This window comes from Kribbella caucasensis (assembly GCF_004361855.1).
In the GTDB taxonomy this organism is placed as follows: Bacteria; Actinomycetota; Actinomycetes; order Propionibacteriales; family Kribbellaceae; genus Kribbella; species Kribbella caucasensis.
The window spans coordinates 44,314-60,921 of record NZ_SNWQ01000002.1; the positions used below are offsets into that span (position 1 = coordinate 44,314).

A 16,608-nucleotide genomic window follows, 5' to 3' on the forward strand; every position below is an offset into this window, starting at 1 on the left:
TCATCGACCTTCCGGGAGCGCCGCGGCGGCGAAGTCGTCGTACACGAGGCGTCGGGTGGTGGAGTCGAAGCCGAGCAGGCCCATGGTGGAGATGCCGTTGAGCTCCTCGTTGTAGCCCAGCCGCTGCTTGTAGTCCTTCAGCACCCAGAACAGGTAGCCCGCCACGTAGTCCGGGCGATCGGTGACCTGTTGCCAGTGCGAGCGGAAGTTGGCGGCGTGCCACTCCTCGTTGCCCTGCTCGGTGTCCGGACCGTGCTTGCCGAGATACGACCAAGATCCGTTCTCGGTGATGATGATCGGCTTGTCCGGGTGGTTCTGGTGCACCGCGTCGATGGTGGGGCCGAGGTCCTCGTTCTTGCCGTAGAAGTAGCCGAAGTACTCGTTGAAGCCGACGACGTCGGCGATGTCGAACGCCGGGTCCCAGGACGTCGCCGACGCCCAGGTGACGGGCCTGTTCTGGATGTCGAGCGCCTTGATCGCGTCCTTCATGTCTTGCAGCCAGGCGCGGTACACCGGTCCGCCGTTCGCGTCGATCTCCGATTCGTTCTGCAGGCACCACAGGATGACCGACGGCCGGTTGTGCTGATTCCACGCCATCGTCGCGGCGAGCGCCCGGGACAGTCCGTAGCGCTCGGTCTGGACGCGTTCCTGGTCGGTGTTCATCCACATGTTGTCGATGTCGTCCATGACGAACACGCCATGCCTGTCCGCCCAGTCGTAGACGTACGGATGCCGGTTGTAGACGCAGTTGCGGAGCAGGTTCGCGCCAGTGTCCAGAGCGTGGCCGAGCTCGTGGTCGTACTCCGCGATCGTCATCGACCGACCATGTGCGGCGGATTCCTCGTGCCAGTTGAATCCCTTCAGGAACTGTGGTTCACCGTTGACCTTCAGCAGCGAGCGGTCGACCTGCACCGATCGAACGCCGTACGTCGTCGACAATTGGTCGACGACAACCCGATCCCGCGAGCGCACCTCGACAGTTGCCCTGAGCAACCGTGGACGGTCCGTCCGCCACTGCGGCGCCCCTGGAATCTCCAGCGACGCGGCAACGACCGCTACCTCGCCGGCCGCGAGGCTCACGGGTACGACGCCACGGCTGGTGCCGTGACCCGGCTTCACCACCACCTCGCCGCTGAATCGCCGAGGGCCGTGGTTGGCGACCACGACGCGGGTCTCGAATCGGCCGTCCTGGGCCGAGACGAGCACCTTCGCGATCGTCACCTGCGGAACGGCTTCCAGCCACGCCGAGCGAGTGATACCCGCGTAGGGCCAGTAGTCGACCGGCTTCCACGGCACGGCGAGCGGATCGCTGAGCGGTCCGGTGCCCGTCTGGTAGTCCGTGAAGTCGGCACGACGGTGTACGCGAACCGCGATCACCGCGCCGGAACCGGGCTGCAGCGCATTGCCGACGGATAGCGCGAACGGTGTGTGCCCACCCTCGTGCGACCCGATGAACCGCCCGTTCACCCACACGTCCGCGCGGTAGTTCACCGCCAGGAACATCAGCCGGATCTGCTTCCCGACCCAGGCGCCCGGCACCCGGAGCTCGGTGCGATACCAGGCATACCCGTCCTGGAACGCCGTACCACTGCCGAAGCCCGTGCCGTCATAGCTGCCCCAGTCCGGGTCATCCTTCAAATCCCAGGAGGACGGCACGGCGATCCGGTCCCATCCGGATACGTCGGCGCCGGGCAAGTGCCATCCGCCGGACAGTCCTGTGTCGTCCGGATCGAAGCGGAACGCCCAGTTGCCATTGAGGCTGCGGTAGGCCCTCGTCGGCTCCTGGTGTGCCCATCCGTCGAAGGACGGCACCACCTCGCCGTACTGGAACAGGACACCGGTGCCGGCGATCCGCTCGATCCGCGTGCCGGCGGGTTCCCGTTCTCCGTGTGGTGGAAGCGAGGGCGTCGTACTGGCGAAGGCGCGCGGGACCGTGAGACTCGGCAGCGCGGCAGCGAGCACGCCGGCCTTCAGGACGGTTCTTCGGGAGGGCATGGAGACTCCGTTCACAGGTTGGCGGATCATCCCTTGACGCTTCCCTCGGTCAGGCCGCTGCGCCAGAAGCGCTGCAGGACGAGGATCGCTATCATCAGCGGTATGACGGACAGGAAGGCGCCGCCGACGGTCAGTTGGTACAGGTCCGGCTGACGATCGGCGAACGACTGCCATGAGGTGAGGCCGAGGGTGATCGGGTAGAGCTTCGGGTCGGACAGCATCACCAACGGCAAGAAGTAGTTGTTCCAGATCCCCACGAACTGGAACAGGAAGATCGTGACCAACGCCGGCGCCATGATCCTCAGGGCGAGCGCGGTGAAGATGCGCGCTTCGCCGGCGCCGTCGATGCGCGCCGCCTCCACGAGCGAGTCGGGTACGGCGGCAGCCGCGTAGATCCGGCACAGGTACACACCGAACGGGCTCACGACCGATGGGAGCAGGACGGCCAGGTAGGTGTTCGCCAGGCCGAGCTCGGAGAAGAGGAGGAACAGCGGCAGAGCGAGCGCTGTGCCGGGGATGAGCACGCCCGCGAGGATCACGTTGAAGACCCCCTCGCGGCCGCGGAACTCGTACTTCGCCATCGCGTACCCCGCCATCGCGGCCAGCAGCGTCGCGATCGCCGCGCCGGCACCGGCGTACAGGATGCTGTTGAGGGTCCAGCGCAGATAGATTGAGCCGTCGTACGTCAGGACGTTTTGGACGTTCTCCCACAGCTGCGGCTGGGTGAACCAGAGCCCGAAACTGCCGAAGAGATCGCCTGTCGATTTCGTGGCCGCGACGATCAGCCAGTAGACGGGCAGTAGGAAGTAGAGCGCGAAGACCGTCAGCAGCCCGACGACGACAATCCGCCAGCCCAGCGCCGGCTGCTGCGCCGACCTGGTACGACGCTTTGGTCGCGGCGCGGAAGGCGGTTGTGCAGTGGTCGCCGGCTGGTCCGTGAGCGTGGTCACCGCTTGTCACCCCTCTGCCCGGTAAGACGGAGGAAGCCGAACGAGAACACACAGGCGACGATCGCAAGAATGACCGCCTGCGCCGCGGCCAGGCCGTAGTTGTTGTTGACGAAGGCCTGCGTGTAGGCCGCCAGGTTCGGCGTGTACGACGTGTTGATCGCCGTACTGATCGGGCGCAGGACGAGCGGCTCCGCGAACAGCTGCAGGCTGCCGATGATTGTGAAGACCGTGGTCAGTACGATCGCGGGCCGGATCAGCGGGAGCTTGACGTGCCGGACCACCTGCCAGGCGTTCGCGCCGTCGATGCGGGCTGCCTCGTAGAGGTCGGAGTCGATGGCCTTTAGCTGCGCGACCACCACGAGCATGTTGTAGCCGGCGAACTCCCAGGTGACGATGTTCGCGACCGACCACAACACGGTGCCGGAGCCGAGGAAGTCGGCTTGGATGCCGGTCTTGCCGAGGATGTCCACGATCGGACTGACGCCCGGAATGTAGAGGAATCCCCACAGAATCGAGGCGATCACGCCCGGGACGCCGTACGGGAGGAAGTAGGCGCCGCGAAAGAGTGGCACGCCACGCGCCGATGCCGAGTCGAGCAGCAGTGCGAGTGCCGTCGCCAGCGTGATCATCAAGGGGACCTGTACGGCGGCGAACACCAGCACCCGAAGGATGCTGTCGACGAATCCAGGGTCGGTCAGGGCCGAGGCGTAGTTGGACAGTCCGGCGAACACCCGGCGCGAACCGCCCAGGCCGAGCGGGCCCGAGCGCTCGGTCTTGAGGAGGCTCTGATAGACCGCGTAGCCGATCGGCAGGATGAAGAACGCCGCGTACAGCAGCAGGAAGGGCATCAGGAAGCCTGCCACCGCACGCCGCCGCGTACTCCATGTCGTCATGTTCAAGGCTCCGGGGAGTCTGGGTCCGGCGCCCACCCCGTGGACGGGCGCCGGACCGTGGTTGTCAGTCGGCGCGAACCTGCAGGCCCTTGGCCTTGAGATCGGCGACGGTCTTGGCCTGGGCTGTCTTGACGGCGTCGACGAACGTGCCTTGACCGGAGATCGCCCGCTGGAATCCGTCGTTGAGGTGCTGGTACACGGCCGGCGTGGTGGGAATCCACGCCCAGTCCTTGTCGATCGCTGTGTCGGCCTCGGCGAACACGTCGTTGATCTTCTGGCCGCCGAAGAACGGGTAGGGCTTGTCCAGTGCGGATCCCTGCAGCGCGTCCTTGGCGGCGGGCCAGCCGTAGCCGCCCTGGATCAGCAGGTCGATGCTCTTCGGGTCGGTGTTCAGCCAGACGGCGAACTTCGTGGCCTCCGCGGGGTACTTCGCACCCTTGAGTACCGCGGTGGACGAACCGCCCCAGTTGGCGGATGCGAACTGCGCACCCTCCCACTGCGGCATCGGGGCCACCTGCCACTTGCCAGAGGTCTTCGGCGCGTTGCCCATCAGGATCGAGTCGCCCCACTGCGCGCTGACCCAGCCGGCGATCTGGCCGTCCTGCAGATGCTTGTACCAGGCGTTCGCGAAGTCGGGTTCGGTCGCGACGAGTTTGTCGCGAACCAGGCCGTCCCAGTACTCCGCCACCTTGAGGGTCTCCGGGGTGTCGATATTCACCACCCACGTGTCACCGTCCACGGAGAACCACTTGGCACCCGCCTGCCACGCGAGCGAGGTGAACCACGCCGAGTTGCCCGGCGGGAACGTGCCGATGTAGGCCTTGGGATCCTCCTGCCGGATCGTCGCCGCGGCGGCCTTGTAGTCCGCCCACGTCTTCGGCGCGGTGATGCCCCACTTCTGGAACAGGTCGGACCGGTAGAAGAACCCCATCGGACCGGACGCCTGCGGTACGGCGTACACACCGTCGCCATAGGCGACCTGCTGCCACTGCCAGTCGACGAACTTGCTCTGGCTGTCCTTGACGCCGTGCTTCGACAGGTCGACCAGGCCTTCCTCGAGCAGGAACTCGGGGATGTTCTGGTACTCGACCTGTGCGAGGTCCGGTGCTCCCTTACCGGCCTCCAGGGCAGCGTGCATCTTGGCATATCCGCCGCTGCCACCGGCCGGGATCTTCTCCAGCTTGACCTGCACGTCCGGGTTCTGCGAGTTCCACAGAGCCACCGCCTTGTCCACGCCTGGCACCCAGGACCAGAAGACGAGCTGGACCTTCTGGCCCGGGGTCCGCTGGGTACCGGTGTCCGCGCTGTCATCACCGGATCCGCACCCGCCCAGTGCCAGCAAAAGTGCCAGGCCACCCAACAGCGCCGTACGGCCACGGCGCCCGAGACGCCAACGCCTCATGTCGATCTCCCATCTCACGCTTGTCCGTGGTCACCCGCACAGGGATGGCGGCCAGGCGAGCTCCTGTCGTTTCACTGCGAGCCTGGATCGAGGGAGCGCGGCCTGTCAAGATGTAGTCATAAAAAATGTATTCATGTAAAGTGGTCTGCGACGGAACCAGCCCCGTCATCGGCAGTGGCTGGGAGCGTGGTAAGGACTGCGCATGAACAGAATCAGGGCAGGCGGTTACAGCGGGCGGGGCATCCACGGGGAGGTGGTCGAGGAACTCGGCCAGCGAATCGTGGGCGGCCGCCTGGCCGAGGGTGAGACCATCGACGTCGTCGCGCTGGAGGCCGAGCTCGACATCAGTAAGACCGTCGTGCGTGAGGCGCTGCGCGTGCTGAAGGCGAAAGGCCTCGTCGATGCCAGGCAGAAGCGTGGCACCTTCGTCCAGCCACGCAGCGAGTGGCGCCTGCTCGACCCGGACGTGATCCGTTGGCAGTTCGGCGGTCGCGCGGACACCCAGTTCCTGGACGATCTGGCCGAGGTTCGCGGCATCTTCGAACCGGCGAGCGCGCGCCTGGCGGCTGTTCGCCACGACGAGGGGGACATCGCCGCGATGGAGCGTGCACTCGAACTCATGTCCGCCGCCGCGGCAGGTCGCGGCAACGCCGTCGAGGCCGATCTCGCGTTCCATCGGGCTTTGCTGGCCTCCACCCACAACGAACTGCTCACGCGGATGGAGGTTGTCCTGGAGGCTGGTCTGGCTGCCCGGGACGTCCTCGTCCACGGTGCCGTCGAGGACGACGACCCGACGCCGGCTCACGCAGCCGTGCTGGACGCCATTCGTGACCGCGACCCGGATCGGGCGGCAGATGCCGCGAGCGCGCTGCTCGCCAAGTCCTTGCTCGACCTCGATCGCGCTCGCTCCAGCGCCACGCAACAGGAAGGCCCCTGACGATCGCGCCGACTGGGCGGCACCGACGGCTGCTTGCTGACAGGTCCTGAAGCAGCCAGTCGAGAGGGGCAGACCGGACGCCGGTCTGCCCCTCTGCCGTGTTTGGGTGTACGTCGATCATCCGCCCGAAGTTGTGAGGACTTGAATGAAGCTTCGTCAGCAGTGGAAGCTCGGCGCCGCGACCTTGGTGAGCCTCGGGCTCGTCGTCGGCGGCGTCGCGCACATGGCCACCGCGGACACCGGTACCACCCCGGACGCCGAGCAGTTGCCGCCGGCCACGGGTTCGATCGCGCTGAGCGAGACCGAGCAGGCCGCCGCGGCACCCAACGCGGCCACGGGCGTCACGCGCCCGGCCGGATCGACCACGGCTGGTGACGTCAGCCCAGGTGTGGAAGCGCGACCCAAGACTGCCGCTGCGGTCGCCCGTGCGGCCGCGGCGGCGCCGACCTCGGCGAAGCTGTCGATCAAAGGCGTGTACCAGAGCACCAACTACAACTGCGTGCCCGCGTCGAGCTCGGTCGTCCTCGGCACCTTCGGCGTCAGCGTCACCCAGGAGTCGCTCGCCAAGCAGATGGGCACCACCACCTCCGGCACCTGGGACAAGACCGCGCTGCCGGTGATCAACAAGTACGTCAACCCCCTCGCGTACTCGGTCTGGAACACCGACACCACCGGGAACGCGACCAACCTGCTGAACTGGGCGGCGTACGACATCGGCACTTTGAAGCGGGCGCCGAAGATCGGTGTCTGGATGGAGAAGCTGCCCTGGAACAAGGGCATGTCCGGCCACTTCGGCCACGCCATCCTGATCTACGGCTACGACCTGACGGCGAAGACGCTGACCGTCTGGGACCCGTGGAAGCCGTCCGGCGGCACGCACACGTTGTCGGCCGCCGCACTGAACGCGACCATGCAGCAGTACGGTTTGTCGTACGTGTCCGGCCACTCGGACGCAGATCTCACCAACGCCGGCGACCAGAGCGGTGACGGCCTGGCCGACATGATCGCGGTGCACCGGCCGACGGGCGCGCTCTACCGGTACACGAACAACGGTCAGGGCGCCTTCCTGGGCGGCAGCAACGCGGTCAAACTCGGCACCGGCTGGAACGCCTACACCGAGCTGACCGGGGTCGGAGACCTCACCGGCGACGGCAAGGCGGACGTCGCCGCGATCGAGAAGTCGACCGGCAAGCTCTGGCTGTACCGCGGGCCGGACTTGGCCGGCAGCACCCGGATCCTGATCGGCACCGGCGGCTGGAACGGTATGCGCGACCTGATCGGGATCGGCAATATCACCGGTGACGCGAAGCCGGACCTGGTCACGATCGAGAAGTCCACCGGCAAGCTGTGGGCGTACCCGGGCAAGACGAACGGGCTCGGCACCCGCAAGGAGATCGGCCACGGCTGGAGCAAGCTGACCAAGCTGGCCGCGGTCGGCGACCTGTCCCGCGACGGCAAGCCCGACTTCGTCACGGTCGATCCGGCCACCGGGAAGCTGTGGCTCTACAAGGGGCTCGCCTTCGGTGGCGGCACCAGCCGGGTCGAGATCGGCTCCGGCGGCTGGAACGGGATGCGCTCGCTCACCGGCGTGGGCGACATGAACGGCGACAAGATCCCGGACCTGATCACGGTCGCCAACACCGGCGGCGACATGTACCTCTACCCCGGCAAGCCCTCCGCCCTCGGAGCCCGGGTGAAGCAGGGGAGCGGCTGGAACGGCTAGCGGCGCCCCCGCGAGCTCGGTCTCGGGCTGGTCCGGGTGGCTCCGCCCCGCCCCCGCCCTGACCCCCGCCCTGGGGCCCCAAGCTCCGCTTGCTCGCGTCCGAAGAATCGTGGCCTATAGCCCTCGGTTCTTCGGACACAAGGGGGGTTACTTTCCTTCGAACGTCGACGACTCGCCGTTTGCCGGTGACATTCCGTTCATTCTGCGTCAGTCTCATGGTGTCGATAGATGCTTGGCTTCGCCCACCAGGAGACACTTATGCGCAAGTTTCGCAGCCTTGGCGCTGCCGTGGCCGTCGCGCTGGCGACGATCACCGGACTGACTACCGCCGCCGACGCGTCCGACGAGGCTGCCGCGGCCGCCGCCCCGGTACCGGTCCAGCTGGTTTCGATCACCGACTTCCACGGGTACTTGCGGCCGCCGTCGCCGGCTGATGGTGGCACGATCGCCGGTGCCGACGGCAAACCGGTCGTCGTCGGCGGCGCGGCGTACCTGGCCACGCACCTGAAGTCCATCCAGGCCGGGCAGCGGAACTCGATCTTCTTCGCCGACGGTGACAGCTTCGCCGGCTGGCCGTTCGAGGTGGACGCGCACGGCGACGAGCCGACCATCGAGGTGCTGAACGCGCTCGGGGTGCAGTTCTCCAGCGTCGGCAACCACGAGCTCGACGTGTCGAAGAGCCACCTGGTCGACCACATGGCGAAGGGCAAGTGCTTCGGCCGGATCGGCGTGGACAGCTGCTTCACCGACTCCACCGGCCGCCAGTTCCACGGTGCCGACTTCGACTTCCAGTCCGCGAACATCGTGGACGCCAAGGGCCGGACCATCGTCGCGCCGTACACGATCCGCTGGGTCCGCGGCGCCGGCCGGTGGTACCCGGTCGGGTTCATCGGCCTGACCGTGCCGGATACCCCGGTTAACTCCACGTCGTACCAGCCGGACCTGAAGGCGCTCGACCCGGTCGCCTCGGCGAACGCGGCGGCGGCCGACCTGACCCGGCGTGGGGTGAAGGCGATCGTGCTGAACATGCACGAGGGCGGTACCGACGCCTCCGCGACGTACGACAACTGCGTCAGCCCGACCGGACCCGCGATCGAGATCGCCAAGCAGGTGACGCCGCAGATCGACGCGATCGTAAGCGGTCACTGGCATGCCGCCTTCAACTGCAGCCTCCCCGACCCTGCCGGCAACCCGCGCCCGGTCGTCGAGGCGGCGAACCACGGCCGGTTGATCAACGAGATCAACCTGCAACTGGACAGCCGTACCGGTGAGGTCCTGCGCGACCAGACCACGTCGACCAACCACGCCGTCACCCGCACGGTCACCCCGGACCCGAAGCTGCAGAAGATCGTCGACTACTGGACCGCCGCGGGCGAGCGCCGGTACGCCGAACCGGTCGCGACCATCACCGCTGACTTCACACGCACCGCCAACGCGGCCGGTGAGAGCACGATGGGCAACCTCACCGCCGACGTACACCTCTGGACCGCGCGCCAGAACGGTCCCGCCGACCTCGGCCTGATCGCCACGAAACCCGCGACCGGCAGCACCGCACTGCGCGGGGATCTCCTGGTTGCCAACAGCAACAAGCCGGGCGACGCCGACGGCCGGGTCCTGCTCGGCGAGTCCTGGGAGTCCTACGGCTACGGCAACCCCGTCCTGACCGTGAGCCTCACCGGCGCCCAACTCGACACCGTCCTCGAACAGCAATGGCAGCCCCAACTCGACGGCACCGTGAAGTTCGCCCCACTCGCCGTCTCCGCGAACGTGGCCTACGCCTACGACACCCGCCGCCCGATCGGCGACCGGGTCAACCCCGCCGACGTCAAGATCAACGGCACCGCCCTGGACCCGGCCCGCACCTACCGAGTAGCCGCCCTCGCCTACACCGTCATCGGCGCCGACGGCTACCCCGCCTTCAAATCAGCCACCAACCCGGTCCGCAACGCGTCCGACCACGAAACCTTCGCCGACTACCTGAGAACTCACCGGGCCCTCACGCCGGCACCGCTCACGCGGGTGACGCCTCTGGGTTAGGCGCTCGGCGGATTGGCGCGACCAAGGGGACCGGGTCGAGGGTCAGGAAGTCGACCACGATCCGGTTCACCAGGTCGGGCTTCTCATGGGTGAGGAAGTGGGAGGTGCCGGGGACGATCGCGAACTCCGCGTCCGGGATGGCCTCGAACATCTCGACCATGTGGCTCAACGTCACCAGGTCGTCGTCGGCGAACATCACCAGCGTGCGGGCCGTGATCGCGGCGAGCTCGGACGCCTGGAGATGCGGCTCCTTGGCGGCCATCTCGCCGACCTTGGTCGCCACCACCTTGAAGTGCTCCACGCCGTCGGGGGAGACCTCGCCGTACGCCGGGCCGAGGAACTCCGCGATCACGTCGACGTTCCACTCCTCGTCGGGGGCAGCCTCGCCTTCCTTGCTGAAGCCACCACTGATCAGCACCAGCCGCTTCACCAGATCCGGCCGCTGCATCCCGACCAGCATCGCGACGAACGCCCCGTCACTGTGCCCGACCACGTCGGCCGGCTCCCGCACGACCGTCTCCAGGAATGCGATCGTGTCGTCGGCCATCAGCTGGTACGTGATCGGCCCCTCGACATCCGGGGTGTGCCCGTGACCGCGCCGCTCGGGCGTGTAGACGTGGAAGTGCTCGGCCAGCGCCCCGATGTTGGGCTCGAAGAACCGCGCATCCACCAACCCGCCGTGCATCAGCACCAGCGGATCACCGTCACCATGCTCGTCGTACCAGGTCTTCACATTCCCCAGCTGCACGTACTCACCCACGTGTGACTCCCCTCGTCTTGGGCCGTAGCGGGGACGCTACCCCAGATCAGCCGCCCAGGCCCAGGACGCTTCGAGTGCTGACAGAGGCCGTACGCCCACCACTCACTAACCATCCCAGGACTACCAACCCCACGCCTGAGCCCCGCCGCCGAGCGCGGATCCGCGGGGGTTACTGAGTGGTGCAGGTACGCCTATCACCTGGCGCGTAGTCGTTGGGCTAGGTCGCGGAGGTAGAGGGCGCTTTGTTTGGGGGTTCGGGTCTGGGTTTTGTAGTCGACTCGGACGATGCCGAAGCGTTTGTCGTAGCCGTAGGCCCATTCGAAGTTGTCCAGCAAGGACCAGGCCAGGTAGCCGCGGATGTCGGCGCCCTGGTTGATCGCCTCGGCGACGGCGGCGAGGTGGGAGGCGAAGTACGCGGTCCGGCCCTCGTCGGCGACGTACCCGTTCTCGTCCGGTACGTCGTCGAAGGCGGCGCCGTTCTCGGTCACGACCATCGGCAGCCCCGGGTAGTCCTTGCTGATCCGGACCAGCAGATCGGTGAAACCTTCCGGGACGATCTCCCAGTCCATCGCGGTGCGCGGCCGGTTCAGCGGCAGGGTCCGGGTGATCGGCTGGCCCTCGTCGTCGGTGGTCCGGCCGTCCTCGGCGTACCCGGTGAACTTCTGGCTGAAGTAGTAGTTGATGCCGAGGACATCGATCGGCGCCGAGATGGTGGCCAGATCCCCTTCCTGCACAGGGATCTCGACTCCCGCGGAGGCGAGGTCCGCGAGTACGTCGGCCGGGTAGCGACCGTGGACGAGCGGATCGAGGTAGAGCCGCGCACCCATCCCGTCCGCCCGGCGAGCCGCGTCCAGGTCGTGCCTAGCGTCACTGGCCGGGTACGCCGTGGCCGCGTTGAGCGTGATCCCGATATCGACCTTCCGGGGAGCCGCCTTGCGCATCCGTTCGGTGGCCAACCCGTGTCCGAGCAGTAGGTGATGCACCGCGGCCAGGGAAGCCGGGTACTCCGTCCGCCCCGGCGCATGTACGCCGTACGCGTACCCGAGCATCGCCGAACACCACGGCTCGTTCAGCGTGGTCCACGTGTCGACCCGATCGCTGAGCGCCTCGAACACCAGCATCGAGTAGTCCGCGAACCGGTACGCCGTGTCGCGGGCCGGCCAGCCTCCAGCGTCCTCGAGTTCCTGCGGCAGATCCCAGTGGTACAGGGTCACCCACGGATCGATGCCCTGGGCAAGAAGTTCGTCGACCAGTCGATCGTAGAACGCCACGCCAGCCGGGTTCACCGAACCGGAGCCGTGCGGCTGGAAACGCGACCAGGACACCGAGAACCGGTAGGTGTCCATCCCGAGATCCTTGATCAGGGCGACGTCGGCCGGCATCCGGGTGTAGTGCTCGCACGCGACGTCACCGTTGTCGCCGCCATCGATCGCGCCCGGAACACGGCAGAAGGTGTCCCAGATCGACGGGGTCCGGCCGTCGACGTCGACAGCACCCTCGATCTGGTACGCCGAGGTCGCCACGCCCCACCGAAAACCGGCCGGCAGGCTGTCGATCAATGTGGAAGCTGCCGCAGCGTCGACCTGGGTCGGGGTGGCCGCCTCGGTCGCGCTGGTGGGGGCAGTTGGTGAGTTCATGGTTGGTGTACCGGCTCCAATCGGGGGCAGTGGATCAGGCGACCGGGACACGGCCGGGCAACCAGCAGGCGACCGAACGATTCGGGTCGTTGCGTGCAGCAGGGACACCGAGGACCGGGATCTCCGTCGAGCAGCGGTCGAACGCGTGCGGGCAGCGCGGGTGGAACGCACAGCCGGAGGGCATCCCGCGCAGGTCGGGCGGCGAGCCCGGGATTCCACTTAATTCACGGCGTGGACCACGCAGCGCCGGGAAGGATCGCAGCAGTCCCTCGCTGTACGGATGCAGGGAGTCCTTGTACAGCTCGGCCGAACGGGCCTCCTCGACGATCCGGCCGCCGTACATGATCGCGATCCGGTCGGCGAACTCGACCAGCAGCGACAGGTCGTGGGTGATGAACAGGACCGAGAAGTCCAGCCGTTCGCGCAACTCGACCAACTGAGCCAGGATCTGCCGCTGCATCACCACGTCGAGCGCGGTGGTCGGCTCGTCCATGATCACGATCTGCGGCTCGAGCACGAGAGCCATCCCGATCATCACCCGCTGCCGCATCCCGCCGGACAACTGGTGCGGATACGCGTCCATCCGGTCGGCCGAGATGCCGACCAGTTTGAGCATCTCCTTCGCCCGGGCGACTCGCGCCGGCGGAGTCAGTTGCGGCTCGTGCGCCCGGATCACGTCGAGCATCTGGGTGGAGACCTTGTGCACCGGGTTCAGCGAGTTCATCGCACCCTGGAACACGATCGACGTCTCCGCCCAGCGGAACGCGCGCAGCTCCGCGTCGGCCAGCCCCATCACGTCGTACGGCTGGTCGCCGGGCGGGTGGTAGATCACCGAACCACCACTGATCACCCCGGGCGGCGGCAGCAACCGGGTCACGCCGTACGCGAGGGTCGACTTGCCACTGCCGCTCTCGCCGGCCAGACCGAGCACCTCACCGCGATGCAGCGTGAGCGTGACGTCGCGGACCGCGCGTACGGCCTGGTCGCCGAGACCGTAGTCGACGTTGAAGTCCCTGATCTCCAGCACGGGTGCCTTCACTGAACTGTCCCCTTCACCTCGTCGACTCGTACTACAGGCGTGACCGGCGCGCCTTTGCCTGTCGTCGTCAGTACGGGCGTGAAACCGACCCGCATCCGGACCGTGCGCCCGTCCTTGGTCTTCACCCGGGTGTGACCGCTGCTGCGCAACCGCGGGCTGACGAACTCGTCGATGCCGAAGTTGATCAACGACAGCGCGGTACCGAGGACCGCGATCGCCAGGCCGGCCGGGACGAACCACCACCACGCGCCCTGGGCCAACGCCTGCTGGCTCTGCGCCCAGAACAGGATGGTGCCCCAGTTCCATTCGGAGATGGTGGAGATGCCGATGAAGGCCAGGGTGATCTCCGACATCACAGCAAAGATCACCGTGCCAACGAAGCCGGAAGCGATGATGGCGGTCAGGTTCGGCAGGATCTCGACGGTGATGATCCGCCAGGTGCTCTCGCCGGTCGCCCGGGCCGCCTCCACGTAGTCACGCCGGCGCAACGAAAGTGTCTGTGCTCGCAGTACCCGGGCTCCCCAGGCCCACGAGGTCAGACCGATGACCAGGGCAACCATCAGGTCACCCGCGCCGGGGATCGTCGACGCCACGATGATGATCAGCGGCAGGGCCGGGATGACCAGGAAGACGTTCGACAGGGCGGACAGGCCTTCGTCGGCCGCGCCGCCGAGGAAGCCGGAGCTGACCCCGATCAGCACCGACAGCGCGGTCGCCACGATGCCGGCGAGCAGGCCGACGAACATGACGCCCCGCGTACCGACGAGGACCTGGGAGAAGATGTCCTGCCCGAGGTGCGTCGTACCGAACCAGTGCTTGCCGGACGGCGGCTGGATCAGGTCGCTGCTCCGCCCGGACGGATCGTACGGCGCGATCCACGGGCCGATGATCGCGATCAGGCAGAAGAACCCGAGCACGATCAGACCGGTCGCGGCCTTCGGGTTCGCGACGAACCGGAGCCGCCGGCGCTTGACCGGCGCGACCTCGACCTCGGGGCCGTCCGGCGTGACCGCGGTGATGGTGCTGGTGGGTGCGGACATCAGCCCTCCTTCCGGGTACGCGGGTCGAGCAGCAGGTAGGCGACATCGGCGATCAGGTTCGCCACCAGCACCGAGATCGTGATCACCAGGAAGACACCCTGCATCAGCGGATAGTCCTTGGCGCCGACGGCCTGGAACAGGTTGTAGCCGATGCCCGGGTAGGAGAAAACGATCTCCACCAGCAACGTGCCGCCCACGATGAAGCCGAGCGACAGCGCGAACCCGGACACGTTCGGCAGCAGGGCATTCCGGGCCGCGTAGCTGAGCATCACCCGACGTTCGGACAGGCCCTTGGCGTGCGCGACGGTGATGTAGTCCTCCGACGCCACCGTGACCATCATGTTCCGCATGCTGAGGATCCAGCCGCTCACCGACGAGATCAGGATGGTGATGGCAGGCAACAAACTGTGCCGTACTGCGCTGCCGATGAACTCGCTGTCCCAGGCCGGGACCAGACCCGGTTCGTAGCCGCCCGAGGACGGGAAGAAGCTGCCCTGACCGGCCAGCAGGGTGATCGCGATCAGGCCGAGCCAGAAGTACGGGATGGAGGACAGGAACGTTGTCACCGGCAACAACCCGTCCAGCCACGAACCACGCCGCCACCCCGCCAGTACGCCGAGGCCGGTGCCGATCATAAAGCTCGCGAACGTGGTGATGCCGACCAGCGCGATCGTCCACGGCAAGCTCTGACCAAGGATCTCCGACACCGGCGTCGGGAAGAACGTGAACGACAGTCCCAGATCGCCGCGGAACACCTGGCCCCAGTAGTCGATGTACTGGCTCCACATGCTCGCGTCCTTGTCCAGGCCGAACAGCACGTAGAGCGAGTTGATCGCCTCGGTGCTCATCTGGCCCTGGAACTTGTTGATCAGCGAGGTGACCGGGTCGCCCGGGATGAGCCGCGGGATGAAGAAGTTGATGGTGATCGCGGCCCACGCGGTGAACAGGTAGAACGCCAGCCGCTGCAGCAGGAACTTCACTTCGCCGCTCCTTCCTCGTAGAGCCAGCAAGCCGCCCAATGGCTTTGCTGGGCGTCGGCGATCGGGAGCTCGAAGCGCGGTGGGAGATCGGTCGAGCACTTCGGCATCGCGTGGACACATCGCGGGTGGAAGCGGCACCCGGTCGGGGGAGCGATCAGACTCGGCGGTTCGCCCCCGGCTTGGTCCTCGGGTGCCTCGCGCGGATCACCGACTCGGTCCAGCCGGTCGGGATCGGGTGCGCTCTCGATCAGGAGCCGGGTGTACGGGTGTGCGGGGTGCTGGGTGACGGTCTCGGAGTCGCCGCCCTCGACCATGCGTCCGGCGTACATCACCAGCGTCTCGTCGGCGAAGTACCGGGCCGAGGCGATGTCGTGGGTGATGTAGAGGATGGCGAGGTTCAGCCGTTCCTTCAAGTCTCGAAGTAAGTTCAGGACACCGAGGCGGATCGACACGTCCAGCATCGAGACCGGCTCGTCGGCCAGCAGGGCTTCGGGATCGGCGCCGAGGGCGCGGGCGATCGATACCCGCTGTCGCTGGCCGCCGGAGAGTTCGTGGGGGAACTTGTCCAGGTACCGCTCGGGTGGGGTGAGCTGGACCTTGCTGAGCAGGTCGGCCAGGTTCTGCTCGAGTTCGGCTGCGTTCTTGCCGGCCCGGCCGTGGATCCGCAGCGATCGGGTCAGGTGGTACCGCACGGTATGGACCGGATTCAGCGAGGCGAACGGGTCCTGGAAGATCATCTGCACCTGGCGGCAATACGCCCGGAACCTGCGGCCGCCGTGCATGGTGACCGACTCGCCGTGCAACCGGATGTCGCCCGAGGTGCGGGAGTAGAGCTGCGCCAGCAGGCGCGCGACCGTGGACTTGCCGGAGCCGGACTCGCCGACCAGGGCGGTGACCCGGCCGCGGCGCAGGGTCAGCCGGATGTCGTCCACCGCATGCACCGCCTTGCGGTCCCGGGTGAACAGGTCGCGCAGGCCCCGCCGGACGGGGAAGTGTTTGGTGAGGTTCTCGGCCTCGAGGACCACGTCACCGGTGGCCGCTTCGGTCTTGGTCGCCGTCATCGCCTTCCTGACTCTCCTGGCTGGTCGGGCCTGGTCGCTTTCTCAGGTCCTGGTCTGTCGTTGGGGCACAGGGCGGCCGCGGCCGGGAGGCGCGTCGTACGCCGGCCCGGCCGCGGCCTTGCGTGAAGCGTCATGCGTCGGGCCTCCGCACGTC

The 16,608-nt window shown here is 67.2% G+C and carries 13 protein-coding genes; 3 read left to right on the forward strand and 10 right to left on the reverse strand.

What is annotated here, in order from left to right:
• The 4 genes from EV643_RS04335 to EV643_RS04350 form a co-directional block, all read right to left on the reverse strand.
• Positions 1-1,995, reverse strand: a complete 1,995-nt coding sequence (locus tag EV643_RS04335) for a glycoside hydrolase family 2 protein (RefSeq protein ID WP_238165353.1) — start codon at positions 1,993-1,995, stop codon at positions 1-3.
• Positions 1,996-2,021: 26 nt separating this feature from the next.
• The gene (locus tag EV643_RS04340) at positions 2,022-2,945 is read right to left on the reverse strand and encodes a carbohydrate ABC transporter permease (RefSeq protein ID WP_133798659.1); all 924 of its coding nucleotides are present in this window, start codon (positions 2,943-2,945) and stop codon (positions 2,022-2,024) included.
• Positions 2,942-3,838: a carbohydrate ABC transporter permease gene (locus EV643_RS04345; protein WP_133798660.1), complete on the reverse strand. Its 897-nt coding sequence runs from the start codon at positions 3,836-3,838 to the stop codon at positions 2,942-2,944. The genes EV643_RS04340 and EV643_RS04345 overlap by 4 nt, the downstream gene beginning before the upstream one ends.
• 64 nt (positions 3,839-3,902) lie before the next feature.
• Positions 3,903-5,240 (reverse strand): ABC transporter substrate-binding protein, encoded by a 1,338-nt coding sequence (locus EV643_RS04350; protein WP_133798661.1) that lies wholly within the window; start codon positions 5,238-5,240, stop codon positions 3,903-3,905.
• Between the two features lie 202 nt (positions 5,241-5,442).
• On the opposite strand from EV643_RS04350, the gene EV643_RS04355 reads away from it, so the two are divergent.
• The 3 genes from EV643_RS04355 (at position 5,443) to EV643_RS04365 (ending at position 9,937) form a co-directional block, all read left to right on the forward strand.
• Positions 5,443-6,177 carry a FadR/GntR family transcriptional regulator gene (locus tag EV643_RS04355; RefSeq protein ID WP_133798662.1) on the forward strand — a complete coding sequence of 245 codons (735 nt, stop codon included), beginning with the start codon at positions 5,443-5,445 and terminating at the stop codon, positions 6,175-6,177.
• A gap of 145 nt (positions 6,178-6,322) precedes the next feature.
• A complete protein-coding gene (locus EV643_RS04360) occupies positions 6,323-7,900 on the forward strand; it encodes an FG-GAP-like repeat-containing protein (RefSeq protein ID WP_133798663.1) in 1,578 nt (525 codons plus the stop codon).
• A gap of 258 nt (positions 7,901-8,158) precedes the next feature.
• Positions 8,159-9,937: a bifunctional metallophosphatase/5'-nucleotidase gene (locus EV643_RS04365; RefSeq protein ID WP_133798664.1), complete on the forward strand. Its 1,779-nt coding sequence runs from the start codon at positions 8,159-8,161 to the stop codon at positions 9,935-9,937.
• Here the strand turns inward: EV643_RS04365 and EV643_RS04370 are convergent.
• The 6 genes from EV643_RS04370 to EV643_RS04395 form a co-directional block, all read right to left on the reverse strand.
• Complete coding sequence (locus tag EV643_RS04370) at positions 9,912-10,697, reverse strand: alpha/beta fold hydrolase (RefSeq protein ID WP_133798665.1); 786 nt, start codon at positions 10,695-10,697, stop codon at positions 9,912-9,914. The two genes, EV643_RS04365 and EV643_RS04370, sit on opposite strands and share 26 nt — an antisense overlap.
• Positions 10,698-10,891: 194 nt before the next feature.
• Positions 10,892-12,334 carry a GH1 family beta-glucosidase gene (locus EV643_RS04375; protein WP_133798666.1) on the reverse strand — a complete coding sequence of 481 codons (1,443 nt, stop codon included), beginning with the start codon at positions 12,332-12,334 and terminating at the stop codon, positions 10,892-10,894.
• 34 nt (positions 12,335-12,368) lie between these two features.
• Positions 12,369-13,373, reverse strand: a complete 1,005-nt coding sequence (locus tag EV643_RS04380) for an ABC transporter ATP-binding protein (protein ID WP_133798667.1) — start codon at positions 13,371-13,373, stop codon at positions 12,369-12,371.
• On the reverse strand, positions 13,370-14,413 hold the full coding sequence (locus tag EV643_RS04385) for an ABC transporter permease (protein WP_133798668.1): 1,044 nt from the start codon (positions 14,411-14,413) through the stop codon (positions 13,370-13,372). The genes EV643_RS04380 and EV643_RS04385 overlap by 4 nt, the downstream gene beginning before the upstream one ends.
• Positions 14,413-15,393 carry an ABC transporter permease gene (locus tag EV643_RS04390; RefSeq protein WP_133798669.1) on the reverse strand — a complete coding sequence of 327 codons (981 nt, stop codon included), beginning with the start codon at positions 15,391-15,393 and terminating at the stop codon, positions 14,413-14,415. The genes EV643_RS04385 and EV643_RS04390 overlap by 1 nt, the downstream gene beginning before the upstream one ends.
• Positions 15,390-16,454 carry an ABC transporter ATP-binding protein gene (locus tag EV643_RS04395; protein ID WP_133798670.1) on the reverse strand — a complete coding sequence of 355 codons (1,065 nt, stop codon included), beginning with the start codon at positions 16,452-16,454 and terminating at the stop codon, positions 15,390-15,392. The genes EV643_RS04390 and EV643_RS04395 overlap by 4 nt, the downstream gene beginning before the upstream one ends.
• Positions 16,455-16,608: the final 154 nt, after the last annotated feature.